Consider the following 24,812-nt stretch of genomic DNA (forward strand, 5'->3'; position numbering starts at 1 on the left):
GAGAAGAGCTTAGTGCAGATCTATCAACCGCGCGCTGCGGCAAGCGCAAAACCAGGGACAAGTCGTATCCTTGCCTTGACGTTCAGTGCACATCTGATGTGCTTTTTGATGGCGCAATATTGCGGAGTCGCCGCGTCGTTTCGTTGACGCACAGGCGTTAATTCGGTCGTTGCTTGGTCTTATTGCTGACAGACGTTTCGCTGGTCATAGGTGTTTGAGTCGCTCATATTTTTTGGAGGCGGCATGGAAATATCGCCGACGTTGAGAAAACAGAGCGCCGCCGGGCGTCCGCTGGTGAGCGTCCTCGTTCCTGTCTACAATGCAGAAACTTATATCGCTTGCAGCATCGAGAGCGTGCGCCGACAGACTTATGACGATCTTGAGATCATCATCGTCGACGACGGGTCAACGGACGGAACGGCAGCGATCGTACAAGAGTTGGCGGCCGCCGATCGGCGCATCGTCTATCTCGCGAAACAGAACAGCGGGATTGTGGATGCGCTCAACTATGGCCTCACCGTCGCATCTGGCCAATTTATAGCCCGGCAGGATGCCGACGATATTTCGACTCCGGCACGTATCGCCATGCAAGTCGACTATCTGGCTGAGCGTCCATCTTGCATCGCCGTCAGCGGCGCGCATTTCCATATCGACGCAAGCGGACAGTTCACCGGCGGTCGTCATTATCCCGCGAACCGCTGCTCTGGCGACTATACGGCATATCCCGCTTGTGAGCCCTACCTTCCGCACCCATTTTTGATGATGCGTGCATCCGTGCTAAAGGAGTTGAAATATCGACATTCCTTCCATTGCGAGGATAGCGACCTGTATTGGCGGGCTATCCGCTATGGTCGCCTCGAGAATATGGGCGATATTCTCGGCCTCTACCGCATTCACACCGGAAGTATTTCAGGATCGTCAGTTATCGAGGGTCGCATCCAGGCCGTATATAGTCAGCTGGCGGCCATTTCCGCAGCGCGCTACGATCTCATGATGCCCGACATCGAATTCGATTCCGCACTTCTAACGAAATGCAGGGCGGCAAAGTCGCTTTCTGGCATTATTGAAATTTTCGAGCCCATGCTGACGCCGCAGGAACAGCGCTATCTTCGATCAGCGTCGGCACTGAAGCTCATCGAGCTTTCACGTTTTCGTCCGTATAGTCTCGACAAAGACGATGTCCGATATGTGAAAGAGCACGCAAACGTAAAAGCGGTCTCCGGGCGCGAGAACCGGCGAGCCGTTCGGCGTGCGCTTCGGGGATACTATCGCAAACAAGGCCTACTGCAGCTTATCGCGTTTTACGCCGGCTTCTGATCATTCGCCGTCGACGTGGAGATAAGGCGCCGGTAGATATCCCACGATGGCCGCCAGGCGGCCCATAGCTCTCGCCAGTTTGTCGCCTCCGACGAGCGCTGTCCTTTTGAATGCTTCGACGCCGAGTGCGAGAGCTAAAGGACTGCCGGCAATGAGGGCGGGCCCGATGATAAGATTCAGCGGGATTGTATGGAACTTGGCAGAGAGAGCTTTGGCTAACCCCTTTCGGAGGATAGCCTCTCGCATGTTGGCCGCGGCGGTCCAAAATGACTTTGCGCATTGACGCGTGTAGGTCAACCGCTCAGAGTGGATTGTCTCGTAAGTCACGGCGCGTGCGGTTTGCCGGATTTCAAATCCGCATTTGTGTGCGCGCGTGAAGAAATCGACGTCTTCGCCTCCGCTGAAGGCGAAAGCCTCATCGAACCGCAGCCCGTGATCCGCTAAGGCGCGGCTGAACCGAACGTTGTGCGTATAGGCCGTATGGCACTCGGCACCTTCCACGGGCGGCTTTTCTTTAACCTGCGTCGCCCAAAACGGGGAGGGGACCGGTAAGCACAGGATACGATGCCCGCGCAGTATCGGCACGGAACTATATTCCGGCGCCATCAGGCCGCGAAGCCACTGGTCGTCTGCAATCTCATCGTCGTCGATGAATGCGATCCAGTCGGCTTCCAATCTCGCGGCGAGAGAAAGGCCTCTGTTTCGGGCGTAGGCGATGCCGCGCCGCGGCTCCGCGATATAGAACGCACCTGACCGGGACGCGCTTACGATCGGCATGGCCGAACACGCGGCGTCGTTGTCGATCACAATTACGAAGTATCTGACATTATCGACGGGTTGCTGACGCGACAGCGACGCAAGGCAATCGTGCAAGGATTTGGGACGTCCGTATGTGCATACGCATACCGCAAGCAACGTGTCCCTTTGCGGCGCCGCGATTCGAAATGCATTTCTGGAACGCGTGATCATTTCCATGTCGTCGTCCTAGCTCTCGCTGACGCTACGCAACAGAACAATCTGCGTCTGATAATCCGACCGAGACCTACTGAGCGCGACGGACCCAGCCGCGCCAACGGTCGTCTATGAGTTGTCTTTCCGCACTCCACGGGTGGCGATCCCATCCTTGGTGGGTAAAGCCGTACAAGGTTATTGCGCTCGGCTGCATACGTCGTCGGAGTTGCTGAGCGATATGGAAGATAGCCAAAATACCCGTGCTCGGCTGATCCGTTGTTCTTGCGCCGTATAACATCAAGACTGCGCGCGCTTTGCGATATATATGTGCGCGCATGTAGGTCCAACGTTTATGGCGAATGCGGCCGATGAGATCTGGATCGAACGTCTCCCAATATTCTCGATCGTCGGGAAAACGCCGAAGCTCGGAAGCGACAAGATTAGGTGGCCGCGCAAGGAGTATCCGACCTGCCGCCTCGACTGCGCGCGCATTGAGAGCCAGCGGATCGAATGCGAATTGGCGAGCGGGCTCACCTGTGTTGGTCAAAACGAGATAATCGGTTCGATGCCCTGACATCCCATAATTTCGACAGCCGTTAAACCTGAAGACGAGATCATGCGCATCGATCTCGTCGGCATGGAGCGGATCGATCGGGCCGTTTCCAACGATAGCCACCGTCATAGGCCTGCGAAGCTGAGGAATAAATCTCAAGAAACCCACCTCATTGAAGAGGCGAACAGTCTGCATATTCAAAATCGACTCCCGCATGCGATCGCGATTAGAAATCGTGATCTGTGCCACAGCAAGAAAAACGGCCTAACAAGTTGTGGGGAACTTCGCTTTCGCCGCTTCGAGTGACTTCGACAGACGCCGAGGGCACAAATTTCGTCACGCGGAATGCGCGTCTGCGAGACGCTCGTTTATCTGAAGTAAACCATTCAACGAACTTCGGCAGACACGCCGCTCTGGGCGACGAAACTGCACCTCACCAAGCCAATTACCCTTAGGTGCAATCGCAAGGAGAGCGGTAATGAGCATTCTTCAAAGCAATTTGGGACTTTCCAATACAATTGGTGGCCTGCTCGAGGGCATCCTCCCCGACTCGGCCGGCAATTCGACATCTCTTATCGGCAACGTCGCCGGCACGTCCGGTGTGACGGACGATCTTCTGCACGGCCTCACCGACGGCCCACTCGGCACCGGCGTTGACAACACATACAGTGACGTTGCGGTTAAGGGCGGGGCCGTGCCTGATATCTTCAACGGCGGCGGCGTCGGAATTGAAAATACGCTAGCTGAGCATTTGCCAGCTATTGATCACATTCCCCTTGTGAGCCAACTCACGACCGCGCTCGATCCCGTTGCCGACCTCGTCAGCAGCGTAAACGGCTCACTCGTCGATATAGGCGAAAACCTCTCACCCGGTATCAGCAATGTCTACACTCTGACCGGTGACGTCATAGGTCAGAGCGGCATTCTCGATGACGTGGCGACCAACATTCACAACGGATCGCTGTCTGGCGCGGTGCTCGACTCGTATGCTGACGTCCTCGCCCATGGAGGCATCCTCGACAACATCGGTGACGGATATGGCAGCGGACTAGAATCCCTTGTGCACCAGCTCAATGGCATTGAGGGCACACTACCCCTCGTCTCCGAAGTGCCTGCTCTCTTGGGCGATATTCCGGACACCGTCGCCAACACCGTCAACGATCTTTCCCCAGGCGCAACTTCGAACCTGACCACCACCGGTGATCTCATCGGACCCAGCGGCGTCGTCGATGATGTCCTCACAAATCTGTCCCATGGTTCGCTCACCGGAGGGGTCGTCGCGTCCTATGACGACCTTTTCGCCAAAGGCGGCTTGATCAATAATGTCGCCGACGGGCACGGCCTTGGCACGGAATCGCTCGTGGGCAATATCTCCAATATTGTAAACGGGCTGGGCTCTACCGACGGGCTTGCGCACAGCACCCCGCTGTCTGACGTCCTCGGTCAGGCCGGCGCCTTGCTCGGCGACCATTCGGCGGCCGGCACGGATCTCCTTGGTCATGTCGACGGACTGACAGGCCTCTTGGGTGACCATGACATCGGAGGCGCGTTGGATTCACTGCACCTGCTGGATCATCACGCGGCCTAACGTACGTCATGCGGCCGGCTCAACAGGGCCGGCCGCGTATCCTTGCCGTTGATCGCGCAGCGGCTTCGGATTCACGCCTTGCCGATGGCTGCGCAAAGAACCTCTCGGATGCGGCTTTTAACGGCTGAAACGTCAATAGGTTCTGGCTTCCAGTCGATCGCCGCAAAAGTCTCCGGCGTGTATATCGGCGTAAAATCCTTTAGAAAACTGAACCGCTCGTCGCTGTCAGATCGACAGACTATGACGGGTATTCCCATGGCCATGCACGGCGCCGCAACATGATGCAAAGGCGTCAACACGAGCTTCGCCGTCGTCCGGTACCTGTCGAGTAGCACGCGTTCGTAAGATTCCGCCGTCTGGCACGTATGTGCCGATACAGGAAATTCGGCGACCGGCAAGCGATGATAAATGAACTCGCATCGCTCGCTCAGATCTTTCGGAATGTACTGCAAAACCGAGGAGGGGAAATCGGAACCGTATACGATGAGCAAGCACCCATCGGCAGGCTCTTCCTCTCGGCGCGGAAGAGACATCGTTATGCAGCCCGTCGTAAATGCATCCACCCCGTACCTTCTCATCCTCTCGGTCGTGGCAGTGTCTCGACATCCGATGGGCTGGTGCAATTTGAACAGCGCAATATTGTCTTTGATGACCTGTTCGCTAGCTTGGAACCCCAAAAAGACCGGGCGTATCGAAGCTGGCAGGGGAAATGATTGCTGAAAGAACACTGCATTCATTATCAGCGTACAGGGCGGCCCCGAGTAATGAGGAAGCGTGTCTCGGTTCACGGCAACGATCTGCTCGTCTCCTATGCCGAACTCCCGCAAAAGACTTCGCGCCGCAATCGACTGCGCATTGTCTCCGAGATTTATGTCGTAGGAACCAGAGCGTTGGAGCTGCTGCTCGAAGGCGAAAAAGTTCTGATAGCCAAAACTTAGCACCCCGTATTTTGGGCCCTTCGAGCGACTCAGCGTTTTGCTCCGCTTGAGCCCAAGAACCGTTCGTAGCCCCATCGCTGTCCCCCGCGCGAGATGCTCGGAAATCAATCGGCAACGACCACAGGAGTTCCCTTCCGACCGTACTTTTCCCCAGAAGACGTTTCATATGACCTTCGCGCCGTTCCCTCCGACGCAGTCGCGACGCGCGCGGCAAAACGAACAATCGTTCGGAATTTGTTGAAGCTCCGTTTGCCCTGAACACCAATTTTGTCGCTGCCGGCCCGTCTGAGATGAGACGCTGCTGGTTCTTCTAACGCATGTCGTAACTCGACGGCGCGATATTGGCACGTCGAAAACGAGGATAATCTCGGAGGCGATATTAATGTCAATTTGGTCTTTGCCATCTCCTTTCACCATCACCGGGCAACCTGCGTCGAGAACTTTGCCGAGCTTGGATGTCGCCTCGGCGGCACGGCCGGAACGTCAGCGCGGTCTATGGAATTTTCTCACGTGGTCGTTTTTCCTCGCCAACTTTCTCACCGCGACAGAGGTTGCTGGGGGCGCCGCCCACGCAGCAGCAGCGACCGGCGGGAACGCGCCTGATGCCCCGCACACCGGTGACACGACTGCGCAGGCGTCTACGCCTCAGCATCCAGGGATGGATTCTCCCCCGTTAGAACATGCTCCATCAGGTTTCCCCGTCCCAGAATCGGAGGGGCGGCTGGCGACGAACCTCATCTCTCCCTCCGCGATCTCTGCGGCACAGAGTGCAGACATTTCCCCGTCGGACACGAGCGCTGCCCATCCCACGACGTTTACTTCCGGCATCTCAGCTAATTACCAAGCAGAGGTCGCCATACACACCGAGCCGGACCACTCCGATACCGGCGGGCACACTACTGGCGGCGACGGAACCGGAACAACTACGATCATAGACCATGTCGGTACCGTCGTCGAAACGGTTGGCGATGTCGTGGGCTCGGCCACGCACCTCATCGGCGATGTTGTGGGCGAGGTTGGACATGTTGCAACCTCGTTGGTTTCCGCTTTGGGAGACACAGTCGATACGTCCCTGCACGCAGTAACGTCGACACTGGCCTCGCCGAGCAATCTAATCGCGAACCTGCCCTCTTCGATCGAAACGATCGCCAGCTCTCTCGACCATGTTCTGACAACTGCGGTGTCCGACGCGGTTCAAGCGCCTCTAGACATTCTTCATGCTGCCGCGAACGACTTGGGAATCGCCGCTCCGGGCTCGCTAAACTTTTCATCCGCAACAACCGAGCACGCGTTCGTCGATGCCCAGAACGGCTATTCGCAATATAATATTTCCGTCCAAGATGTCGCTTCCGCCGAGAGCCATGTGATGTCTTCGGACACGGGCAGCATCACAAGCATCATCACCAGTGCGCTCGGCATCGGTCACCTGCCGTCAAGCGATCAAACGTCCAGCGACCACTCAAGCGATCACCAGTCGTCGCTGCATATCCTGAGTGACGAACTGAACGGAAGCACTCATCACAATCTGCTCGGCTGAGTGTGAGGGGCGCCGCTACCTCGGCGTAGAGGGAATTATGTGATGGCAAGCTCAGTCGGCGGTGTCCAGACGCAGGAAAGCAGTCTCGCGACCGATAGCGAAGGCGCACAATCCGTTGTGTCTTTGCCCGGGCAGGCCCAAATGGGCGGCGGTGAACTCTCAGGCATACATCCTGCGCTTCAGCACCTGCTAAAAATCAAAAGTGAAATCGAGCGAACATTTCGCGGCACGACAATCGTGGGTTCCAGCGTGCCGCCGCCGGAAACAGCAGACCCGTTGGCGCGTTGGCGCGCGACCGCGCGGCGTACATTCGTAACGGTCGCCGTCTTCTCGGTATTCGTCAACGTCCTGATGCTGACAATGCCGATCTATCTCTTCCAGATATCTGATCGCGTGCTGACGAGCCGCAGCCTCGACACGCTGCTTATGCTGTCAGGGCTCGCCCTCGGGCTTCTGGCAACGATGTCGATGCTGGACATTCTCCGCCGCCAAATTCTTGGACGCCTGGCGGCATCCATGGAAACCATTCTGGGCGGTCCTATCCTCGCCAGCATTTTGATGAGCGCGCCCACCGGTGAAGGCGGCAACGTCCAGGCTCTCCGCTCGCTGCATCAGGTGCGTGGCTTCCTCGCAAGTCCGACGATGCTCCTGCTTTTTGATGCGCCTCTTTCGCCATTTTATTTCGGCGTCATCTTCCTCATTCATCCGAGCCTCGGCGCGATCGTGCTTGTTTCCGGGTTCATACTTTCCGGCATCGCCGTTCTGAACCAGACCGCAACAGCCGGGCCAATGGGCAAAGCTGGTGCACTGGCGTCGAAAGCGGACACGCACGCTGAATCCCTCGCGCGCAATGCACAGGTCATCAACGCGATGGGCATGCTCAACGAAGGCATCTTGCATTGGGGACGTGAGCAGGCGCAGGCGCTTTCATTGCAGCTCAGCGCGCACGACCGAAATTTTTGGATCAGCGGCACGTCGAAATTTGCCCGCCTCGTCACCCAGGTCGCAATTCTCGGCTGGGGCGCGCACCTCGCCCTTTCCGGAGCGCTGACGGGTGGCATGATGATCGCGGCATCGATCATCGCAGGCCGCGCATTGCAGCCGCTCGAAGGAATGATAGAGGGCTGGCGTTCGCTCGTGCAGGCACGCGGCGCGTATGCTCGTGTGCGCGCGACCCTTGAAGGGCTTCGAGCCGAAAAACCCAAACTTCGTCTCCCCCGCCCCGCAGGGAAGTTGACTGTCGAGCGATTGCTATACATTCCGCCTGGGACCAGAGAGCCCATCCTCAACGGCATCAGCTTTGAAGTCATGCCGGGAGAGTCCCTGGCGATTGTCGGACCCTCCGGTTCAGGAAAGTCGACGCTCGCGCGTATCCTCGTCGGCTGTCAATTTCCGACGGCGGGACGAGTCCGGCTCGACGGCACCGAGCTTCGGAATTGGGATCGACGCCAGTTCGGCGAATACACCGGCTATCTCCCCCAGGAAGTCGAACTCTTTCCGGGATCGATAAAAGAAAACATCTGCCGCCTTCGTACCGATCTGCCGGACAACGACATCTACGAAGCAGCAGCCGCCGCCGGCGTGCACGACATGGTGTGCCAATTGACGGCCGGATACGAGACTGTGCTCGACCGCAACGGAGCGCCGCTCTCAGGCGGACAAAAACAACGCATCGCGCTCGCTCGGGCATTCTTCGGCAACCCGTCCCTGATCGTGCTCGACGAACCGAACTCCAATCTCGATTCCGTCGGTGAGCAAGCCCTTGCCGAAAGCATGAAGAAAGCCAAGACGCGAGGCGTCACGATGGTGTTGATCACGCAGCGTCCCGCGCTCCTGAATTCAGTCGATAAAGTTCTCGTGCTGCGCGCAGGCCGGCTGGAAGGGTTCGGATCGCCTCGAGAAGTCCTGCATCGCCTCGTGAAGCAAACGGCAGCCTCGGGGGCAACACCATGAGCAATCAGGATTTGACCCAAGGCCACGTATTTCTCGGCTGTCCCAGTATAGATCAATGGCATGCCAGCGTGCCGCGAAGCACGCGCATTCCAATCATTGCGGGACTAGGCATTGTTGCGGTTTGTGCCCTCGGGTTCGGCGCGTGGGCGACGACTGCGCCTCTCGACGGAGCTGTTGTCACGACTGGCACGTTCGTGGCTGCCGGACAAAACAAGCAAGTGCAGCACCTCGAAGGCGGAATTGTCAGCGAAGTAAAAGTCAAGGAAGGCGAATTGGTCGAGGCTGGCCAGACGTTGGTGCGGCTTGATCCGACGCCAGCAATGGCGAAACTTCGTATGCTGACGCTTAGAAAATATCGCCTGGTAACGACACAGGCTCGCCTCGAAGCAGAACTCGCCGGCAAGGCGACATTCCAACTGCCCTCGACCGTCACGATCAATCGCAACGACCCAGAAGTTCAAATCATTCTCACACACCAACAGCTTGAACTCGATGCGCGTCGCGACCGGATGAACTCCGAGGAAGCGGTGCTGCGCAAGGAAATCGCAGGATTGCAGGAAAGCATCTCCGGCTACGAGGCTCAGATCTCCTCGACCAAAAAGCGACTGAGCATATTCGGGGAAGAGCTGAAGGATAAAAATGCCCTCCTCGACCGCGACCTTATCCGCCGGACGGAAGTCTTCTCGGTTCAGCGCGACGAGGCGGCGTTGAATGGCGAATTGGGCGGACTAATCGGCCGCGTTGCCGATAGCCGCCAGCAGATCGCACGCGCCGAGCAACAGATCGCGTCGATCCGCTCCACGGCAACGCAGAAATCCGTCGAAGAACTGCGCCAGGCCGAATCCGACCTGGACGATATTACGGAGCAGATCAGGTCCGCGACCGACGTTGTACAGAGGACGGACGTTAAAGCCCCTGTCCGCGGGATCGTCGTGAAGCTGAACCAGCATACGCCAGGCGGCGTTGTGCCAGCCGGCGGAACGATCTTAGAACTCTTGCCGGTGAACGATGACCTCATCATCGAAAGCCGGGTCAGTCCCGATCAGGTCGTGCACGTCAAAGAGGGACAGCCGGCAACAGTACGGCTCTCGGCGCTGAACCAGCGCGTCACTCCGATGATCGACGGCCGCGTTGTCTATCTCTCCGCAGATACCATCTCGGACAGGCCTGATCTCGTCACACAAACACCCTCCGTGACCGATCACGGTTCGTTTGTCGTTCGCGTGAAGCTTGATGAAGGAGATGCGGCAAGGAAGCTACCGAACTTCAAGCCAACTCCAGGCATGCCGGTCGACCTCTACATTCGAACCGGCGAACGCACGTTCTTTGACTACATCATGGAGCCGGTGATGGACAGCTTCTCGCGCGCGTTCCGCGAGAAGTGATCGGATTGGGCCCGTTCACTTGCATTCCGAATCCCAGCTGCCCGTGGCCAAAATATCGAATCATGGTGCGGGCTTCAATCAAATCTCAACCGCCATTCTTAATGACGAAGCCGCTCGGCAGAGTACATAGTTTAACCACCAGAGATTCGTGACCTTGTCCGACGTCGGGCAGAGAAGTCCCGTTGGACGTTTTGATCTATGCTGGTGCTCTTTTCAGCCCAGGGTTTTATGTCTGAGTTTCGGCGAATGACCGACTTCTCGGGATTCCAAAAACTCTCGGGCGGAACATGACTCCATGACCGCTTTCTCGGCATCGCAGACGTCGGCGGCTCATGCTGCTCCGTCCTGCCCTCTCCAGGTGGAGACGGGGTCTTGGTGGAGAGGGCTGGATTCGAACATGCCCGCCACACACCATTGATCTAATTAGAATTTTCCAACTGCCCGATACGCTCCGTGTAGCAGTGGTGTGTGACAGTTTTCAAGTGACCCCACACAAGAGCCAGATCAACAGTCAGACTTAGGTGGGGATAGCGTCGCGTCCCGAGCGTTCGAGTCTGGCAGCCCAATGCACGACCGTTTACTCAACAGTGAGGCTAAGGGCGGGAGATTTTTTATGCGATTGGAAAGTTTCCACGTGACGAATTTCCGTAGTGTCGAAGATAGCGGTCCTGTCAAAGTTGGAGATGAAATTTGTTTGGTCGGCAAAAATGAAGCCGGAAAGACCGCGATCCTCAACGCTCTTTGCGGACTGAACCCTCACCCATCAACGCCCTTCAAATTTGATAAAGAGCAGCACTACCCGCGGCGTCACCTTAACGACTATGAAACGCGCCATCCGAATGCGCAGGCGGCCGTAATTACTACTACCTGGGCACTTGAACCTGCAGAGCAGGAAGAACTCACCGCGATCCTCGGCCCAGACTGCCTCGCAGTGACGGAAGAAAACGGACTCCAAGCAATGCGGATTGATGCGTTTCGCCGATATGGGGACAGCTCCCCCCAATGGGGCGATGGGCTTCAATACAAAAAAATATCGAAATTCCTCATTGCAAAACACGAGCTAGATGAAGAAGAACGCTCCCCGCTCGCAAAACTCTCCACAACCGACGAACTTCGAAAAGCGCTGGAAGCGCTTGAAACCCCGACTGAGAAGCAAAGTGCACTTCTCGAATACATCCAAAAGCTGCCTGGAAAAAACGCTATTGGGGCACTCTCGGAATTTCTATCCAAGCGGCTTCCATATTTTATGTATTTTTCACACTACGATCGAATGGCTGGGCAAATCAGACTGGACAACATTCAAAGCAACGAAAGATATTTTCGACAACGAAACGTCCCTGCACATCAGCATGCCGACGGATACCAAGTCCCCGCACAAAATTATCAAGAGCCGCTAAACTCCGGCGAGCTAGTGTTCATGGATTTTCTTGAGTTTGCCGGCACATCGTTAGAGGAAATCCGAAGCACCAACACATACGAATCCCTCAACGCTAAGTGCGAAGGTGCATCTAATTCCATCACCGATCAACTTCGAGAGTATTGGACGCAAAATCCATTTCTAGAAATCGATATTCGAGTAACCAAAGCTGAACCTAAGGATGACCCTCCGTTCAACGAGGGAACAATTGCGCGAGCACGTGTGCGCAACACGCTTCACCGAGTTTCCGTACCTTTCTCCGAACGGAGTGCAGGATTTATATGGTTCTTCTCGTTTCTGGTGAAGTTCGCTCAAGTCAGGAAAACGCAAGGCGATATGGTCCTGCTACTGGACGAACCCGGCCTTACGCTGCACGGCAAGGCCCAAGCCGATCTTCTGCGATATTTCAAAGAGCGTTTGCTGCCCGATCACCAGCTTATTTTCACCACACATTCTCCATTCATGGTTCCGCCTGAGGATCTCACGCTATCCCGAGTTGTCGAGGACCAAATTGAGCAAAAAAAGCCGGGTCTTTGGACAACCAAAGGGACGCGGGTAAGCGACGAGGTTTTGTCGGTCGATCCCGACTCTCTCTTTCCTCTTCAAGGCGCATTAGGTTACGACATCACGCAGACGCTGTTTCTGGGAAAGCACACCCTACTAGTTGAGGGTCCAAGCGACATCATCTACTTCAACGTCCTTTCAAACGAACTTCGGAAGCGAAAACGCCCTCATCTCGATGCCCGCTGGGCGATTTGCCCCGCTGGAGGACTGGATAAAATTAAATCGTTTGTCTCTCTTTTCGCAGGAAACAAGCTGGAAATCGCTGTGATGTCTGATTTTTGCGCCGCAGATAGAACCAAGCTGGATCAACTAAAGAGAAGCGCTATTCTCAGTGACGGAAGGATTATGAACTTTGCGGAAGTCTTGGGGCTTCCCGAGGCTGACGTCGAGGATATCTTTGCGACAGAATTTTATCTTCGTCTCGTGAACGAAGCACTCGGATTAAAGGGCGCCAAGCGATTGACGCCGGCAAAGCTCGACTTGCAGGAAGCAAAAACTCAACGGCTGGTGAAGCTGGTTGAAGTGGCATGCCGAACATTGCCGCCGGAAGTTCCTGATTTCGATCACTTCATAGCCGCTGACTGGCTCCTTAGAAATCCAAGCGATTTGGATGGAAGCGCCCCTGAAGTAGCCGAGACCCTCGATAAAGCCGAGAGAGTATTCGCAGCAATAAACAAACATATTCTTTAGGGTATGAATTCTGTCGTCGCGGCACCTACAGGCGGGGAAAATGGGCCAGCAAATCGAGCGCCCCGATAGCGCACATCAGAAGTCGTTTGAGCTGATTATCGGATTAGTCGGAATTGTGGTTGGACTTGTCGGCATCTACATAACCGTTCTAACTTTTCCTGGCGCATTGGATGCCGTTGGGTCCGCCATCACTGGTTCTGGCTTGCCGCCAAGCTTCAAGGGGTTGGCAGGCGGCCTAACACTGTTTTCAGTAATTCTTTGCTGCCTCTTAGCACTTGTAGCGCTTTTTGCCGGACTTACCTGTGTCTTTGCGCTGATGTTCTCGTTCTTCGGAGTTGAGTCAGCGACAATAGTTGGGGCTGGCCTGAGCGGGTTTCTTTATTGGGCTGCTACGGGTGTAACTCTTGGCTTATTTAATAGCGATTACCTTAGTCCATTTGCTTTTGTAAGCGCGGCGACGGCGGTGGCTGTTTGGCTATTTAGCCCTAGCTAGTACCACTCCCACGTCAGACGGCGCTCGCTCCCGCTGCCTTCGCATCACATCATGCTCGGTAAAGTACACCTCCTGCATTATGTGAATGACGCGGGCCTCACGAATGGCGCAGCGAACACAGCTCTGTGTAAGCAACACGGCGCGTCTAATGGGACGCCTAAAATCGGCGGTGCGAACCATCTCATGAAAGCCGCGCGCTACGCGCTCACCTGTCTGATTTCCAAGAAGTCGTGTATGGACAGAAGAAGCAGTCCCAAGAGCGAGCGCATGCAAAGACGACGCGCTCTAAGCTCTATAGAGTGGCACTTACGTTGGAAACTTATCGCGTAACTTATCTGCGATAAATGGCCTGCCAATCACCACACCCGGCGCCGCGTTGGCGACAGCTTCAGCTTTCACCGCATTAGCCGCTTCGATCTGTAATTTCGTGGAAACTCGCGGAGCAATCTTTCCAATTTGCTCGTCAGTTACGTTCTTCTTGCCGGCCAACGTCTGAAGCTTGACTGCAGCATCTCCGTGTTTTTTGCGCGGCCCTGAAAATCAAAGAAAACCTGTAGCGCGGCCAAGATTGCGACGACAAGCGAGATGATACCGCTAAGAACACTCAACCACGTGTCGCCAGAGTCGTGGTCCCCACAAGCGCACTAAAAACGACGATTGGAACACCGAGCCACCAATGGCGCGCCATCAGCTTGTCGGCCGTCATTCCATGCGCCCGCCCTAGAACGATGGCCTTATATTGCTTGTCTTCGGCTCTATCAGCTTCCGCCATCTATGGTTTCCCCCGGTAGCTTAGCTTCTCCGTGGCTTTCCGATTCGGCCCTTGTAGGCGTCCAAGTCTCTGAAAATCATATCATAGCCCCGCAACGCTTTCGTCCACTGGTTGCTCAAATGCTCAGATGTAAATGTCATCATGTCGAGATCGAATGGCGATAGATTTGCTTTTAACCAACCGCTCGTGTCCGACTCTAAGATATCGTCCAGCCTCGGCATTTCCGCTATAGCTCCGAGCCGAAGCGCCGCATTAGCCACGTAGAAACCGGCCATCCAATCCAATGTGGCTAGATCGGTCGAGAATGAAACAGAATTTGTTTCGATAAGTGAATTGAGCAAGTCACGGCCATGTTCAATCTCGCCTTTCGTCTCGCGATTGGTCTGAATCAAGAAGACAGCGCGCCAAAGCGAGAAGACTACGCCAATCAAGACGCCGTATACCGGCCATAGCTCTGTAGAGACTTCGTCTTCGGTATCGCTGAAATCATGTAGCTCATATAGCTTCAGCATCCGCTCTTGAATCTCAGATCGGTTCTTCACGAGCCAATGCTTATCGATAGATCGCTTCATTGTTGCCATGAGTTATGCACATCTCTGTTCCGGGCGATCGGTAATATCAGCACACACCGTTATGAATACTATCTACGAATTCGTAAAGCAGCGCGGCGACTTCCGCAGCTTTCAATGATGTGGGTTTTTGTGCTCCTGCAGCATGCGAGTGGACCGCGCCTCGTCACCAACGTGGGAGACGACGGGCTGCTGACATCAAAGGTTCTGACGGCCCTCGTTCGACCACGACGCTGCCTCTTACCGGCATCCTCATACTGCGAGCCCAATGCGGAGAAGCCTGCCAAGTGGTTCTGGTTCGCGGCGAAGGGAGAGGACGTCACGCCCGGCCATATTGAGGACAGACGTCTCTTCGCGTTCGCTAGCATCTGGCGGCGATGGAAAGGCCCCCATGAAGAAGGACGGCCCTAACGGTGAGATAGACGTCTACAGCTTCATGACGACAACGCCGAATGCCCTCACCGACAGCATCAATTATGAGCGCAGGCCAGTGCTACCCAGCGACGAGCGCACTTTGAAAAGCGGTTGGGTGGCTCGATCGAGGTAGCGTTCGTTTGGTGCGGAGCTTCGAGCCCAGCGCAATGCGGATTGGGCAGAGCGGCAAGGACAAGGAAGACTTGCAGAGGCGATGGCCGAGCGCTTCCCAGCCAAGCCTCTTCCAAAAAACAGCTTCTTTTCTCCTTAGGTCCCGGCCACCTCGGTGGGCGCCGCGATGAACCAGGGACACAGTCGATGCAGGAACCATTGAACGTTATGTGGTGGCGACTGCGAAGCCGATTCCGCGGAATTCGATATCTGCTGTTCTGTATGGGACGATAATCGCGGCGTCATTTTCGCTGCCGCAGACTTTGGTACTTTCGCTGCATCCTTCAGCGCTTGTTCGCCAAGGTACCGCGTGCTTGTTACCGGACCCGTGTCGCCCCCATAGGCCGTCCCTGGAACATCGAACGGTATACGATCTTCAGGCGGCGAAGGCTTGGCGTCGGCGAACTTTTGTACGGTCGGAGGTGGTTTTTCCTCAAATAGGTTCGGAACTTGCAGCCCCGCAGCCTTCAGGCCCAAGGCAATTACGAAGCATACAAATCCCAATCCCTTAGCAACTTTTTCAATGGGTTCTTTGAGATCGCCCAGGCCCCTCGCAATATCGGCTAGTACGCCTATCAATGTCGTAAACCACCCCGGCGGATCGGGATTCGATTTTATCGGATCTTCGTCAGGCGGCGCCATGCCGACCTCCCAAGCTGGACAAAACGCACCAACGCTTATTCAGCTCAAGAGACGCGATTCGCCAGCTACGCGACAATCGCGAGCCGGTTAAAAAAGGCCTAAATTATAACGGTTGTATTTCCCCCAGTGACTTCATTTACGCACTACTACCCCCGCGCACAAATCGTTGATCGGATTCGCAGCGACTGTCGTGCATTTGCGTATGCTTTTGCACATTCAGCACTTCGGGGTTGCAACTCAATCACAGTTATCCACAATCCCCCGAAGCATTTCATAACGTCCCATAGGTTCGCGTAACGCATGCGCGCCCCCTCTCTCCGAACCGGCGCCTTCGAGAACCCCGTGCCCGGCGCGGTGCTTGCGAGCTGCCGACCTCACCTGCTGCTAGGCCCTTCACGAGCCCCGGCTTCACATCCAGCAGGATCGAACACTAGCCCTCGTGGCCGGACATCACTCCAGCAAGCGGTACACGCTAGCTCTGCCGATTTTAAGCTTCTTAGCGATCTGCGTGGGCCCGTGTCCTTGTGCCTTCGGCTTGGCGACCACGGCAGGATCGACTGATGCCCTGAACCTTTTTCAGACGCCCCTGCCCGAACGACCAATGCACCCCGGGCTACTGCATGTTAGTGGAGAAGTGGATTCGAATATGCCCGCCACACACCATTGAGCTAATTACGTTTTTCTAACCGCTCGATGCCCCGTGTGTGGCAGTTTTCAAGGCCCGGCGGTCCCGCATTGAGCGAATGCCACGAGCCCTTTGATATAGCTGTTGATGATAGCGGTACCAGCATTGAGTAACGCCTCAGCCTGCTCACTGATATGGTTTCGGCTAGGGCAGAGCAGATGTCGATAGAAGATCACTACAGATTCTTGCGCCGCCGTATTGAGAAGTGCGGCTTTGCAGACTGTCTTTTTGTAATCTGGGCGTACAGCCAATTCCTCCAGGTACGCGGGTTTCAGTTTCCACCAAATATCGAGAAGCCCAACAAGTTCCTGGCCGGCGACCGCTCAGGTTACTTCATACACGAATGGGAGCTGCAGACGCTCGCCGAAGAGGTCATTCTACACGCCCAAAGAGATGGCGCCGACACCACCAAAACGCTTCGTGAATGGCGGATACTAGAGGGCGTCCTGCAGCGCCTGCGCGGTCTAGAGAATGAACTTTATGGCGAAAACGAGGGCGCAGACGTTCTACTTGAAATATCCCGCATCATGCATCGTCAGTTTCCGTGGCAGCAAGCGCAACCAAATACCAAACTTGTTTATCGATACTTCCGCATTTTCAGTGATTCAAAGGTTGCCGCAGTATGCCAAAGGGTTTTGGGCCTTTCCATCGAGGACCTTTACTCACTCGCCCTGACGGCATTTTCCCACTTCCAAACCGCGGTCGCGCTCAACATTACAACCGCCCCTCCCACCCTGGACCCTCTACTCAAATTCGCCGCTCGCTCGGTTGCCGAAATAGCAAACGCAATTAATAGCGTGCACACACTTGACGATACCTATGCATATCGATTGAGCCCTCTATCACTGTTTCCGTTGATGCGCGTCGAAGACGGCGGCAGAGTCTGGGTGATTTGTCCTATCCCTACACTGCTTTTTTGGAGGGTTACCGCGGGACTGTACTATGATCTTATTGGTGATCCTGATTTTGGCAATGCATTGGGATTTTCATTCGAGCGATATATCGGCGACGTTCTCGCCGAAGCGATAACCGCACCTAACCTCCGCATCTCGGCAGAAGCAAAATACGGAACGCGAAGACAACCACGGGCGACGCCGGACTGGCTTATTATCGAAGGTGATACCGCTGTAACTTTCGTAGAGTGTAAAGCAAAGCGTATGACCGTTGCGGCTAAGCAGGCATTAGGGAACCTCGCGCCGCTTGAAGCAGACATCGCTAAATTAGCCGATGCTATTCGACAGCTCTATGAGCGGATAAGCGAATATGCGCAGGGCCAATTTCCCAATCTAAACTTCGTAGCCACGCGAAAATGCTTTCCCGTCGTCGTGACGCTCGAACACTGGTATATTTCTGGCCGCACGTCGGAGATTCTCCATGCTGCAGCAGTTGAGTCGATGACAAACGCCGGCCTCGATTTGACTTGGCTCGACAAGGCGCCATACAGCATAATGTCCGCCGACGAGTTTGAAAACGCGGCACAAATTATCAATGCTGTGGGGATTGCCACTTGTTTTGAGGGTAAATTTTCAGACCCGCAAAGGCGAACATGGATGTTCCGAGAATATTTGCGCGATGGATTTCCGGAAGAGTGGCGACGCAAGCGCTTCTTATTTCGAGATCAAGCAGACGCGATGTTCGACCGCTTGATCGATGTCGCTCGGCTACACATGCCTGAGTAGCCTGCGGAGATCGTCCATATGTGCCTACCGTCCAGTCCACTATGACTAGGGTCTCACTTGCAATCCGGGTATGTCAAACTTGAGCTTCGAATACCTTCATCAAGAGCCGTTTGAACGCTTCAAAGTCCCGGACCAAACCGCGCCTCTAGCGGCCTGTGCCGCTCTCCTGGCTTTCGCGGCATATCCCCATGTTTCGCAACTCGCTCAACGACGGCGGGCATCTGACGCTTTTCAGGCGTGGATATGCAGGGCTGCCATAGAAAGCGGCATCAAGTTAAAGCCGCCGCCCCGTCTGACGCGAAAAGAGCTGCCCCCTGCTCCCATGCGAAGGCGTGTTTGTACCGCCGCTCGGAGGATAGAATTTGAGGCAATCGACTTGGTCGGAATGGCCATGAACATCACTTTTATGAGAAGCGGAGGCCCTTTGGAACTCGCCCGAATACTGGGCGGATACTTTCGCGCAGAGCGCGTCTCTGTGGGAGTATCACGCCATATTGGAGATGACGCACCCTTTCTAAGGAGTTTCCTGCGCTCACGAAGATCGAAAGAGGCCTTTGAGAGGGACGACACTCTGAAAGATTTCCGCCGCCGAGTTTGGAAAATCTATTTGCCCGCTCTCCCCCTGCTGACGGCGATACACGTGGACTGCCTTAAATTCGATTTCCACAAACGTGCATATCGCGTGCCCGTGCCGCGGCATCCTCGCCGCCTTCTGGCAATCGGCCTCTTGAGCAACCCTCAGCTTTGGATTGACACCGTGGTGCTCAATACCTGCATCCGCCGAGAAATGATGCTGGACTGCTTTCCTCCGAACACCTTCGCGGAAATCTTGGGAGAGCGAGAGCTTCCACCTTGGATCAGCGCTGTGAAAGCAACGGGGTATCGATCTTTGCCCCCTGACAAAGTTCGCCGTGCGTAGGTAGAAGTTTTACTCACCGCTTGCGGCTTGGGTTGTGGACCCGGTGACGGAGCGTGAGGCTGAAAGGCCGATGGGATCGCAGTCTCGCCATGGAGGGTCTGCGATCTTGTGAAGTCAATTGCTGAACTTGCGAACGTAGACGGGCTAGAACTTTTTAATAATCCAGGACCGAAATGGATTCAGAGATATTTCATAAACTCTGCGAGAGTGCGTTCGATTTTTTGCGGCGATCGGCGAAAGAAATCGAGTCCGAACCCAAACATGCACTGGTTTCATTTGCCGCGGGCGTGGAGCTTATCCTAAAGGCGCGCCTACTTCACGAACATTGGTCTTTGATTGTTGTAGGCAAACCAGACCAGAAGAAATTTAAAAAAGGAGATTTCAATTCCGTGGGCGCCGGGGACGCCTTGGATAGGCTTGAATTGATCGTAGGTGATCCAGCCCCAAAGGAAGCGATCGCAGCTTTCAATCAAATCATTAAGCATCGCAATAGTGTCGTCCATTTCTTTCACGAGCTTGAAGGTGACAAATTCCGACAAGCCGCTGCTAGAGATATGTGTCTAGGCTGGATGTATTTGCGCGCGCTGCTTACTGCGTGGGCGCCAAAATTTGATGCATTCAAAGATCGGGTTCGGTTGACAGACACGGCGATGAAGAAAGTGAAAGGCTTTCTCGCGGCAGTGTTCGAAAGCGTAAAACCAGAACTCGATTCCCTTCGCAAAAAGTCAGTAGAGATTGCGATTTGCCCGAGTTGCTCATTTGAAGCAGCGCCGGTTGCCTCGGTATCGGGCCCCATTTCCGTCCAAACATGCAAGGTCTGCGGCCTTTCGATCAATCGCTTAAGCTTTGAATGCCCCGAGTGCGGGTCAGAACACACGTTTAACGGATGGGATCAGTTTCAACCAATCCAATGTGAGTGCGGCGAAGCAATCTCTCAGGAAGACGTAAAGAAGGCTCTCGATGAGAGCGATCCCTCTGAAGGTCAGCACCCCAATTGCGGGAACTGTACGAGCGCCGGTACCGTGGTCTGGCATGAGGGAATGTACATTTGCATCGAGTGCGCCAGTTACTCCGAGACAGTGGCGCAGTGCGAATGGTGCTCCGAATATCAACTCAACGGGGGCGATCTTGAATTCAGCTATTTTTCTGGCTGCGAGTTTTGCGACGGCCGCGGCGTAGATGACGATTGACCGGTGTAGTGTTACGACCTCGGCCTCCCAAGCGGGTCACGCTTAATGGAGTACGGCTACGGCAGGACGTGAATAATGCGGGCGTTTCAGGTGGTGCAGCGAATACACGCGACGCTTAGAATAAGTCTGCTTGCGGATCGGCTTTCGGTGGCCTCGCATTCCGCCCCGCTTCCGTCATGGTCCAACCGCCCCCATCTTCAAACGTGCGCAGCACGGCCTTCACGTCAGCCGCTCCTCCTTCTCTTTCTCCCAGCCACGTCGCCCAATCTTCCGCCTGAAGGATCGCTGGCATTCTGTCCGTGATTTTAGAAATGAGCGTGTTGGCTGGCGTCGTCACTTGGATGAAGGTATCAAGCGTCTCGTCCCCGTTCGTCCATTTCTCGCAGATCACAGCAATGGCAATCGGCTTGCAGTCCTTTGGTGCGATAACCCATTGCTTCGTTTTTCCGTTTGGTAGCTCTTCACCTTCGTTGAACGTGTGCACCACAAGGATGCCGCGACCGTGCATGAAGGCATTGGCAAACGTCGGCAGCCTGTCGATGGTTTCTGAGCGAGCGTGCATATGCTTCGGACGCGACGGGTTCTTGTGCCCTTTCGCAGCGAAGCCCCAACGCATCGACACGACTTCACGTTCTCCGGCTTCGTTCAGTCGAATGATGTTGGCTAAGCGCATTGGAGTTGAGACTTCTAATTCGTCGGGTGCGCCCGTCAGCGTCAGGGGCTGAGAGAAAGCGTGCACCTCTCGCCACGAAGAATGCTGAGTAAATTTTCCGCACATGCCATGCCTCGATTAGCTTGGCTAAAAAAGTGGGGTCTTCCTTATTGGATGACAAGTTCCCGTTCGCTGAACCTTCTCTGTCCCACCAGGAAGGCCAGAAGATTTCCGCCCTATGAACGTCCAGTCCGTATTAAGCGATTTCAGAGCGCCTGTATCCCGAGTGAGCATCAAAACTCGCTGCTGCCTTTGCGTAACGTTGTGCAGTTCGTTGAAGACTGTTTCGTCCATCTGGCAAGCGACTGTACCGCTCTCGAGAAAACAGTTTTTGCCCATGATTTGATCATTCGTGACGTCGGTCATCACCTTGTCTTTAAGCTCGACGGTAATTTTGAAGTCACCTTCACCCCATTGCGGACCCCTGTTTATTCCCTGAATAATCCGCATCGACGTGTACTTGCCCGAGCATTCGAGCATTAGTGATTTTGGAAGCGTTTCCTCGGCCCGACATTCAGAAGCAAGCAATACGATCGCTACTGCGGCGAAAAATGAAGAACAATTCATCGAACACCATAACGTTCATCGCCAACCGGACGCCCTCACGTATACAAACTGATTAGCCCTCTGGCGTGCGTACCTCGTCAAGTGCTCCCTGCTTCGTTCACCGTAATGCGATAGATCGACAAGCGCTTGCGCCACTTCCTCATCAAGTCCGTCGAAATCGAAAGCCGGGTTCATCGACACAGTTTCCTCTACGATGTGCTTTCGAATTTCTAGCAACATAGCAGTCGTCGCTTCGTCGTGATGTGCGCTTTCGATTTGCTTGCGTGCTGGTGACATCGGTTCTCCTCCGTTGACCATGTTCTCTTTTTGTTCTACGCATGAGAGATGGTCCGACGCAAGGGAGAAATGCGCAGGCGCGACGTTGATATCGGGTGGCCGTATCAGGTGGCGTTGCGTGCTGACGTGACTACGGGAAAAGCTCACGATGTGGTGCGTGCGTTTTGCAAAGACCTATCGCTTTGCCCGCGTGGGCATACGTTTTACCAGAACGGTGGGTGGGTCAACGTGTGGTGCTTCGCTGATGAGACACACGCTGAGAAGTTCAAAGCGCGCTTCGGGGGAGAGATGCTAGACCCGCAGGACAGGCCGCGGTGGCCGGGTCAGGTGAGGCAGCAGAAGAGTTAGGAGCGCGTAGGATGCCAAGCGAGCAACAAGCTGGATCAGGGCGTCGGGTCGACTGGCACAGCATCGAATCTCTCTCCTCTCTTGATGCAGCAATTGAAGACGTGAACAGACGGTTTGATGGCGCCCGTCCGTGGTGGCGGGGTCACGCCAATCAGTCGTGGGAGTTGATACCGCGCGTGTTCCGAGTGGAGCTACCGGCTGCAGCTCCGATCTCATACAACGAACGCGCGCTTCTAAGTCATTTTCGCGATCGGGCGCCGACTCGCTTCAACGGCTGCCCTCAGGCAGACGATGTTATGGGGTGGTTGTTTTTGGGGCAACACTACGGCCTACCCACCCGCCTGCTTGACTGGACAATAAGCCCCCTAACGGCTCTTTACTTCGCGGTGAGTCAGGGTCATGACCACGAAGATGGTCATCTGTACGCATTGTCGCCGTTGAGGCTCAACGTCGCAACATCGGGTGTCGAGACCGAAAGGTTTTCCCTTGGAGAACCAGTCGTGGCTCAATTCGCCCTGGATGCGATAGGCGACACAAGAAAAGTCTTTCACCATCCGTTACCGGCGGCCGTCGCCATCTCAACACGAGAAATAGATGTGCGTATGCTGGTTCAGCAGTCGGTCTTTACGCTCCACTCAAAAGCGACGCCCCTCATAGACTTTAACCGTGGCGATCCGGGACCGATCCTGAAGAGATACCTAATTCCGAGTGCAGCTAAAGCGAATTTGAGAAACAGGCTTGCGCATCTAGGACTAAGAGAGGCCTCGCTGTTCCCGGACCTTGGACATCTGGCTGATGAACTGCGGAAGGCGGAGTTCCACACAACTGGCGTTTGATCGATTTTAGGCTGCACATCCGAAAGCCCACCCCGAAAGCGAGCTTTAGCAGTGTCCCCCCGCATGCTCGCCGCGGTATTCCCGCACGGCCAAACCACTCGCTGCTAGCCATTAGCCAGGCCGGGTGCCAGCTCTCGAGGGATCGAACACTAGCGCCCACGGCTGCAGAAACCTGCTGCGCCCGCTAGTTCTCGTTCGACGTCACCGACTTCACTTTCATATCGCTATAGATGCCTTCTGTATAAGCACTCATACAATCCGCAAACTCATCCAACAGGGCGAGCCCCTTCGCGTCGAAGTCGTTTTCCGCGATGAGAGTAAACATGCCGTCAGAGAATGAGCAGTGCACGTTATGGTGATGAAGACGATGCGCCGCAAACTCCTGAGTGATCATGCGAGCAGCCAAGCCACCGTCCTGGACTGGACTGTAGCATGTCGCCACCACACGATATTTCGCCATAGCGTCGAGCCCCTCTCCACTTTTACGCATCGCGATGGCTGCCCAGCTTGATGGACGCCATGCTGCATTATGTGCGCCCACAGCTCTCGCCTTCGCAATCCCTTCGAGTTGCAGCGACTCCCATCTGCACAGCGAGAAGCGTTGCGAAATTCCCGCAAATCAGGCCATACATAATCACGTAACGTTCGTTAGTCTATTTTGTATTGGCGAGTTTGGAGGCCATTCGAGAAGGGAGATGGGTGCCATGAATGCGGGAAAAGCACCAAAGTTTGTTTCGTATCTTCGCGTATCTACGACCAAACAAGGTCGCTCGGGACTAGGTCTCGATGCGCAGCGAGAGGCCGTCGCTAACTATCTCGCTGGGCTATCCAGCGCGAAGCTCATCGCCGAATACGTTGAGGTTGAGAGTGGCAAAACCAACGAGCGGCCAAAGCTCGCGGCGGCCCTGCACATGGCCAAGGTGACCGGCGCCAAGCTCATCATCGCCAAGTTGGACCGCCTGTCGCGGAACGTCGCCTTCATCGCGGCACTGCAGGACAGCCACGTCTCGTTCGTATGTGCTGATATGCCGGAAGCAACAGAACTCACAATCCACATCCTAGCGGCCGTTGCTCAGCACGAGCGGAAGATGATCTCCACTCGGACAAAGGCAGCACTACAAGTCGCGAAACGTCGGGGAAAGAAACTAGGCAATCCGAACGGAGCACGGGCGCTGCGCAAGGCGGGCAGGGGCAATGCTGCTGCGGTCAAGCGCATCAAGGCCGACGCGGAAGGTCGCGCCGCAGCGTTGGCAACGATCATTGGCGATATTCGAGCCGAAGGCACAACGACGCTTCAAGGGATTGCGCGAGAGCTAAACGCCCGCGGAATGCAGACCGCACGGGGCGGACAATGGCACGCGTCGACGGTCCGGCTTCTACTGGCGCGGGGCGTTCTGATGTGACCGGGGGCCACAAGGCCAACACGACCGCAGGCTCCCTCGTGAGATCGCAGAAATCCTTTAGCAATTATTCGCTAGTCTTTCCGTTTGCGCCCCCAGGAACCCCTCCATGAACACCACCCGTCGTGAGTTACTGCGCGAGATGTGTGCCAGCATTGACGCGTATCTCGAAAAGATCGCGGTGATCGAAGCAAGAGAACGTAACGCGCTGGATAATATGCCGGGGTCGATCCGTCTCGGCCCTCA

At 55.3% G+C, this 24,812-nt stretch carries 22 protein-coding genes; 12 read left to right on the plus strand and 10 right to left on the minus strand.

All coding sequences use genetic code 11. From position 1 onward, the window contains the following. Positions 1-243 precede the first annotated feature (243 nt). Positions 244-1,317: a glycosyltransferase family 2 protein gene (locus tag RLW55_RS16780; protein WP_423414830.1), complete on the plus strand. Its 1,074-nt coding sequence runs from the start codon at positions 244-246 to the stop codon at positions 1,315-1,317. Here the strand turns inward: RLW55_RS16780 and RLW55_RS16785 are convergent, their stop codons facing one another. After that, entirely contained in the window at positions 1,318-2,292 is a 975-nt protein-coding gene (locus RLW55_RS16785; protein ID WP_423414831.1) for a glycosyltransferase family 2 protein, read from the minus strand. A 67-nt stretch (positions 2,293-2,359) separates the two neighbouring features. Beyond that, positions 2,360-3,070 (minus strand): hypothetical protein, encoded by a 711-nt coding sequence (locus RLW55_RS16790; protein ID WP_423414832.1) that lies wholly within the window; start codon positions 3,068-3,070, stop codon positions 2,360-2,362. Between the two features lie 229 nt (positions 3,071-3,299). On the opposite strand from RLW55_RS16790, the gene RLW55_RS16795 reads away from it, so the two are divergent. Beyond that, positions 3,300-4,409 carry a hypothetical protein gene (locus tag RLW55_RS16795; RefSeq protein ID WP_423414833.1) on the plus strand — a complete coding sequence of 370 codons (1,110 nt, stop codon included), beginning with the start codon at positions 3,300-3,302 and terminating at the stop codon, positions 4,407-4,409. Positions 4,410-4,480: 71 nt separating this feature from the next. On the opposite strand, the gene RLW55_RS16800 is transcribed toward RLW55_RS16795, so the two are convergent. Then, positions 4,481-5,422, minus strand: coding sequence for a hypothetical protein (locus RLW55_RS16800; protein WP_423414834.1), 942 nt, complete (start codon positions 5,420-5,422; stop codon positions 4,481-4,483). A gap of 307 nt (positions 5,423-5,729) precedes the next feature. On the opposite strand from RLW55_RS16800, the gene RLW55_RS16805 reads away from it, so the two are divergent. From RLW55_RS16805 to RLW55_RS16825, 5 genes are all read left to right on the plus strand, one after another. Beyond that, the gene (locus RLW55_RS16805; RefSeq protein ID WP_423414835.1) at positions 5,730-6,884 is read left to right on the plus strand and encodes a hypothetical protein; all 1,155 of its coding nucleotides are present in this window, start codon (positions 5,730-5,732) and stop codon (positions 6,882-6,884) included. 42 nt (positions 6,885-6,926) lie between these two features. After that, entirely contained in the window at positions 6,927-8,837 is a 1,911-nt protein-coding gene (locus RLW55_RS16810) for a type I secretion system permease/ATPase (protein ID WP_423414836.1), read from the plus strand. Next, complete coding sequence (locus tag RLW55_RS16815; protein WP_423414837.1) at positions 8,834-10,222, plus strand: HlyD family type I secretion periplasmic adaptor subunit; 1,389 nt, start codon at positions 8,834-8,836, stop codon at positions 10,220-10,222. Before RLW55_RS16810 ends, RLW55_RS16815 begins: the two co-directional genes overlap by 4 nt. Positions 10,223-10,835: 613 nt before the next feature. Continuing rightward, entirely contained in the window at positions 10,836-12,893 is a 2,058-nt protein-coding gene (locus RLW55_RS16820; protein WP_423414838.1) for an AAA family ATPase, read from the plus strand. A 40-nt stretch (positions 12,894-12,933) separates the two neighbouring features. Continuing rightward, positions 12,934-13,386, plus strand: coding sequence for a hypothetical protein (locus tag RLW55_RS16825; protein WP_423414839.1), 453 nt, complete (start codon positions 12,934-12,936; stop codon positions 13,384-13,386). 306 nt (positions 13,387-13,692) lie between these two features. Here RLW55_RS16825 and RLW55_RS16830 read toward each other — a convergent pair whose 3' ends face one another. The 3 genes from RLW55_RS16830 to RLW55_RS16840 all read right to left on the minus strand — a co-directional run bounded on the left by RLW55_RS16830 (position 13,693) and on the right by RLW55_RS16840 (position 14,739). Next, a complete protein-coding gene (locus RLW55_RS16830; protein WP_423414840.1) occupies positions 13,693-13,875 on the minus strand; it encodes a hypothetical protein in 183 nt (60 codons plus the stop codon). 115 nt (positions 13,876-13,990) lie between these two features. After that, positions 13,991-14,158, minus strand: a complete 168-nt coding sequence (locus tag RLW55_RS16835) for a hypothetical protein (RefSeq protein ID WP_423414841.1) — start codon at positions 14,156-14,158, stop codon at positions 13,991-13,993. 20 nt (positions 14,159-14,178) lie between these two features. Next, positions 14,179-14,739, minus strand: a complete 561-nt coding sequence (locus RLW55_RS16840) for a hypothetical protein (protein ID WP_423414842.1) — start codon at positions 14,737-14,739, stop codon at positions 14,179-14,181. 108 nt (positions 14,740-14,847) lie between these two features. Here RLW55_RS16840 and RLW55_RS16845 point away from each other — a divergent pair, with 108 nt between their 5' ends. Further along, positions 14,848-15,138 carry an SOS response-associated peptidase family protein gene (locus tag RLW55_RS16845; RefSeq protein ID WP_423416430.1) on the plus strand — a complete coding sequence of 97 codons (291 nt, stop codon included), beginning with the start codon at positions 14,848-14,850 and terminating at the stop codon, positions 15,136-15,138. Between the two features lie 270 nt (positions 15,139-15,408). On the opposite strand, the gene RLW55_RS16850 is transcribed toward RLW55_RS16845, so the two are convergent. Then, positions 15,409-15,954 carry a hypothetical protein gene (locus RLW55_RS16850; RefSeq protein ID WP_423414843.1) on the minus strand — a complete coding sequence of 182 codons (546 nt, stop codon included), beginning with the start codon at positions 15,952-15,954 and terminating at the stop codon, positions 15,409-15,411. A gap of 843 nt (positions 15,955-16,797) precedes the next feature. On the opposite strand from RLW55_RS16850, the gene RLW55_RS16855 reads away from it, so the two are divergent. Both RLW55_RS16855 and RLW55_RS16860 read left to right on the plus strand, forming a co-directional pair. After that, entirely contained in the window at positions 16,798-18,318 is a 1,521-nt protein-coding gene (locus RLW55_RS16855) for a hypothetical protein (protein WP_423414844.1), read from the plus strand. 1,092 nt (positions 18,319-19,410) lie between these two features. Then, entirely contained in the window at positions 19,411-20,427 is a 1,017-nt protein-coding gene (locus tag RLW55_RS16860; RefSeq protein ID WP_423414845.1) for a hypothetical protein, read from the plus strand. A 115-nt stretch (positions 20,428-20,542) separates the two neighbouring features. On the opposite strand, the gene RLW55_RS16865 is transcribed toward RLW55_RS16860, so the two are convergent. After that, positions 20,543-21,205: an SOS response-associated peptidase gene (locus RLW55_RS16865; protein WP_423414846.1), complete on the minus strand. Its 663-nt coding sequence runs from the start codon at positions 21,203-21,205 to the stop codon at positions 20,543-20,545. Positions 21,206-21,226: 21 nt separating this feature from the next. Next, entirely contained in the window at positions 21,227-21,706 is a 480-nt protein-coding gene (locus RLW55_RS16870) for a hypothetical protein (protein WP_423414847.1), read from the minus strand. Between the two features lie 635 nt (positions 21,707-22,341). Between RLW55_RS16870 and RLW55_RS16875 the strand changes: the two genes are divergently transcribed. Next, positions 22,342-23,166, plus strand: coding sequence for an FRG domain-containing protein (locus RLW55_RS16875; RefSeq protein WP_423414848.1), 825 nt, complete (start codon positions 22,342-22,344; stop codon positions 23,164-23,166). 184 nt (positions 23,167-23,350) lie between these two features. Here the strand turns inward: RLW55_RS16875 and RLW55_RS16880 are convergent, their stop codons facing one another. Then, complete coding sequence (locus RLW55_RS16880) at positions 23,351-23,656, minus strand: hypothetical protein (protein ID WP_423414849.1); 306 nt, start codon at positions 23,654-23,656, stop codon at positions 23,351-23,353. Positions 23,657-23,870: 214 nt separating this feature from the next. Between RLW55_RS16880 and RLW55_RS16885 the strand changes: the two genes are divergently transcribed. Beyond that, a complete protein-coding gene (locus RLW55_RS16885) occupies positions 23,871-24,569 on the plus strand; it encodes a recombinase family protein (RefSeq protein ID WP_423414850.1) in 699 nt (232 codons plus the stop codon). The last annotated feature ends 243 nt before the right edge of the window (positions 24,570-24,812 follow it).

It is taken from the genome of Hyphomicrobium sp. B1 (genome assembly GCF_049532635.1).
Classification (GTDB): Bacteria; Pseudomonadota; Alphaproteobacteria; order Rhizobiales; family Hyphomicrobiaceae; genus Hyphomicrobium_B.

What these genes read in the sequence shown, in the direction of transcription:
- RLW55_RS16780 (WP_423414830.1), top strand. Translation starts at nt 244, where the DNA reads ATGGAAATATCGCCGACGTTGAGAAAACAGAGCGCCGCCGGGCGTCCG.
- RLW55_RS16785 (WP_423414831.1), bottom strand. Translation starts at nt 2,292, where the DNA reads ATGGAAATGATCACGCGTTCCAGAAATGCATTTCGAATCGCGGCGCCG.
- RLW55_RS16795 (WP_423414833.1), top strand. Translation starts at nt 3,300, where the DNA reads ATGAGCATTCTTCAAAGCAATTTGGGACTTTCCAATACAATTGGTGGC.
- RLW55_RS16800 (WP_423414834.1), bottom strand. Translation starts at nt 5,422, where the DNA reads ATGGGGCTACGAACGGTTCTTGGGCTCAAGCGGAGCAAAACGCTGAGT.
- RLW55_RS16805 (WP_423414835.1), top strand. Translation starts at nt 5,730, where the DNA reads ATGTCAATTTGGTCTTTGCCATCTCCTTTCACCATCACCGGGCAACCT.
- RLW55_RS16810 (WP_423414836.1), top strand. Translation starts at nt 6,927, where the DNA reads ATGGCAAGCTCAGTCGGCGGTGTCCAGACGCAGGAAAGCAGTCTCGCG.
- RLW55_RS16815 (WP_423414837.1), top strand. Translation starts at nt 8,834, where the DNA reads ATGAGCAATCAGGATTTGACCCAAGGCCACGTATTTCTCGGCTGTCCC.
- RLW55_RS16820 (WP_423414838.1), top strand. Translation starts at nt 10,836, where the DNA reads ATGCGATTGGAAAGTTTCCACGTGACGAATTTCCGTAGTGTCGAAGAT.
- RLW55_RS16825 (WP_423414839.1), top strand. Translation starts at nt 12,934, where the DNA reads ATGGGCCAGCAAATCGAGCGCCCCGATAGCGCACATCAGAAGTCGTTT.
- RLW55_RS16835 (WP_423414841.1), bottom strand. Translation starts at nt 14,158, where the DNA reads ATGGCGGAAGCTGATAGAGCCGAAGACAAGCAATATAAGGCCATCGTT.
- RLW55_RS16840 (WP_423414842.1), bottom strand. Translation starts at nt 14,739, where the DNA reads ATGGCAACAATGAAGCGATCTATCGATAAGCATTGGCTCGTGAAGAAC.
- RLW55_RS16845 (WP_423416430.1), top strand. Translation starts at nt 14,848, where the DNA reads ATGTGGGTTTTTGTGCTCCTGCAGCATGCGAGTGGACCGCGCCTCGTC.
- RLW55_RS16850 (WP_423414843.1), bottom strand. Translation starts at nt 15,954, where the DNA reads ATGGCGCCGCCTGACGAAGATCCGATAAAATCGAATCCCGATCCGCCG.
- RLW55_RS16855 (WP_423414844.1), top strand. Translation starts at nt 16,798, where the DNA reads ATGTCGATAGAAGATCACTACAGATTCTTGCGCCGCCGTATTGAGAAG.
- RLW55_RS16860 (WP_423414845.1), top strand. Translation starts at nt 19,411, where the DNA reads ATGGATTCAGAGATATTTCATAAACTCTGCGAGAGTGCGTTCGATTTT.
- RLW55_RS16865 (WP_423414846.1), bottom strand. Translation starts at nt 21,205, where the DNA reads ATGTGCGGAAAATTTACTCAGCATTCTTCGTGGCGAGAGGTGCACGCT.
- RLW55_RS16870 (WP_423414847.1), bottom strand. Translation starts at nt 21,706, where the DNA reads ATGAATTGTTCTTCATTTTTCGCCGCAGTAGCGATCGTATTGCTTGCT.
- RLW55_RS16875 (WP_423414848.1), top strand. Translation starts at nt 22,342, where the DNA reads ATGCCAAGCGAGCAACAAGCTGGATCAGGGCGTCGGGTCGACTGGCAC.
- RLW55_RS16880 (WP_423414849.1), bottom strand. Translation starts at nt 23,656, where the DNA reads ATGCGTAAAAGTGGAGAGGGGCTCGACGCTATGGCGAAATATCGTGTG.
- RLW55_RS16885 (WP_423414850.1), top strand. Translation starts at nt 23,871, where the DNA reads ATGAATGCGGGAAAAGCACCAAAGTTTGTTTCGTATCTTCGCGTATCT.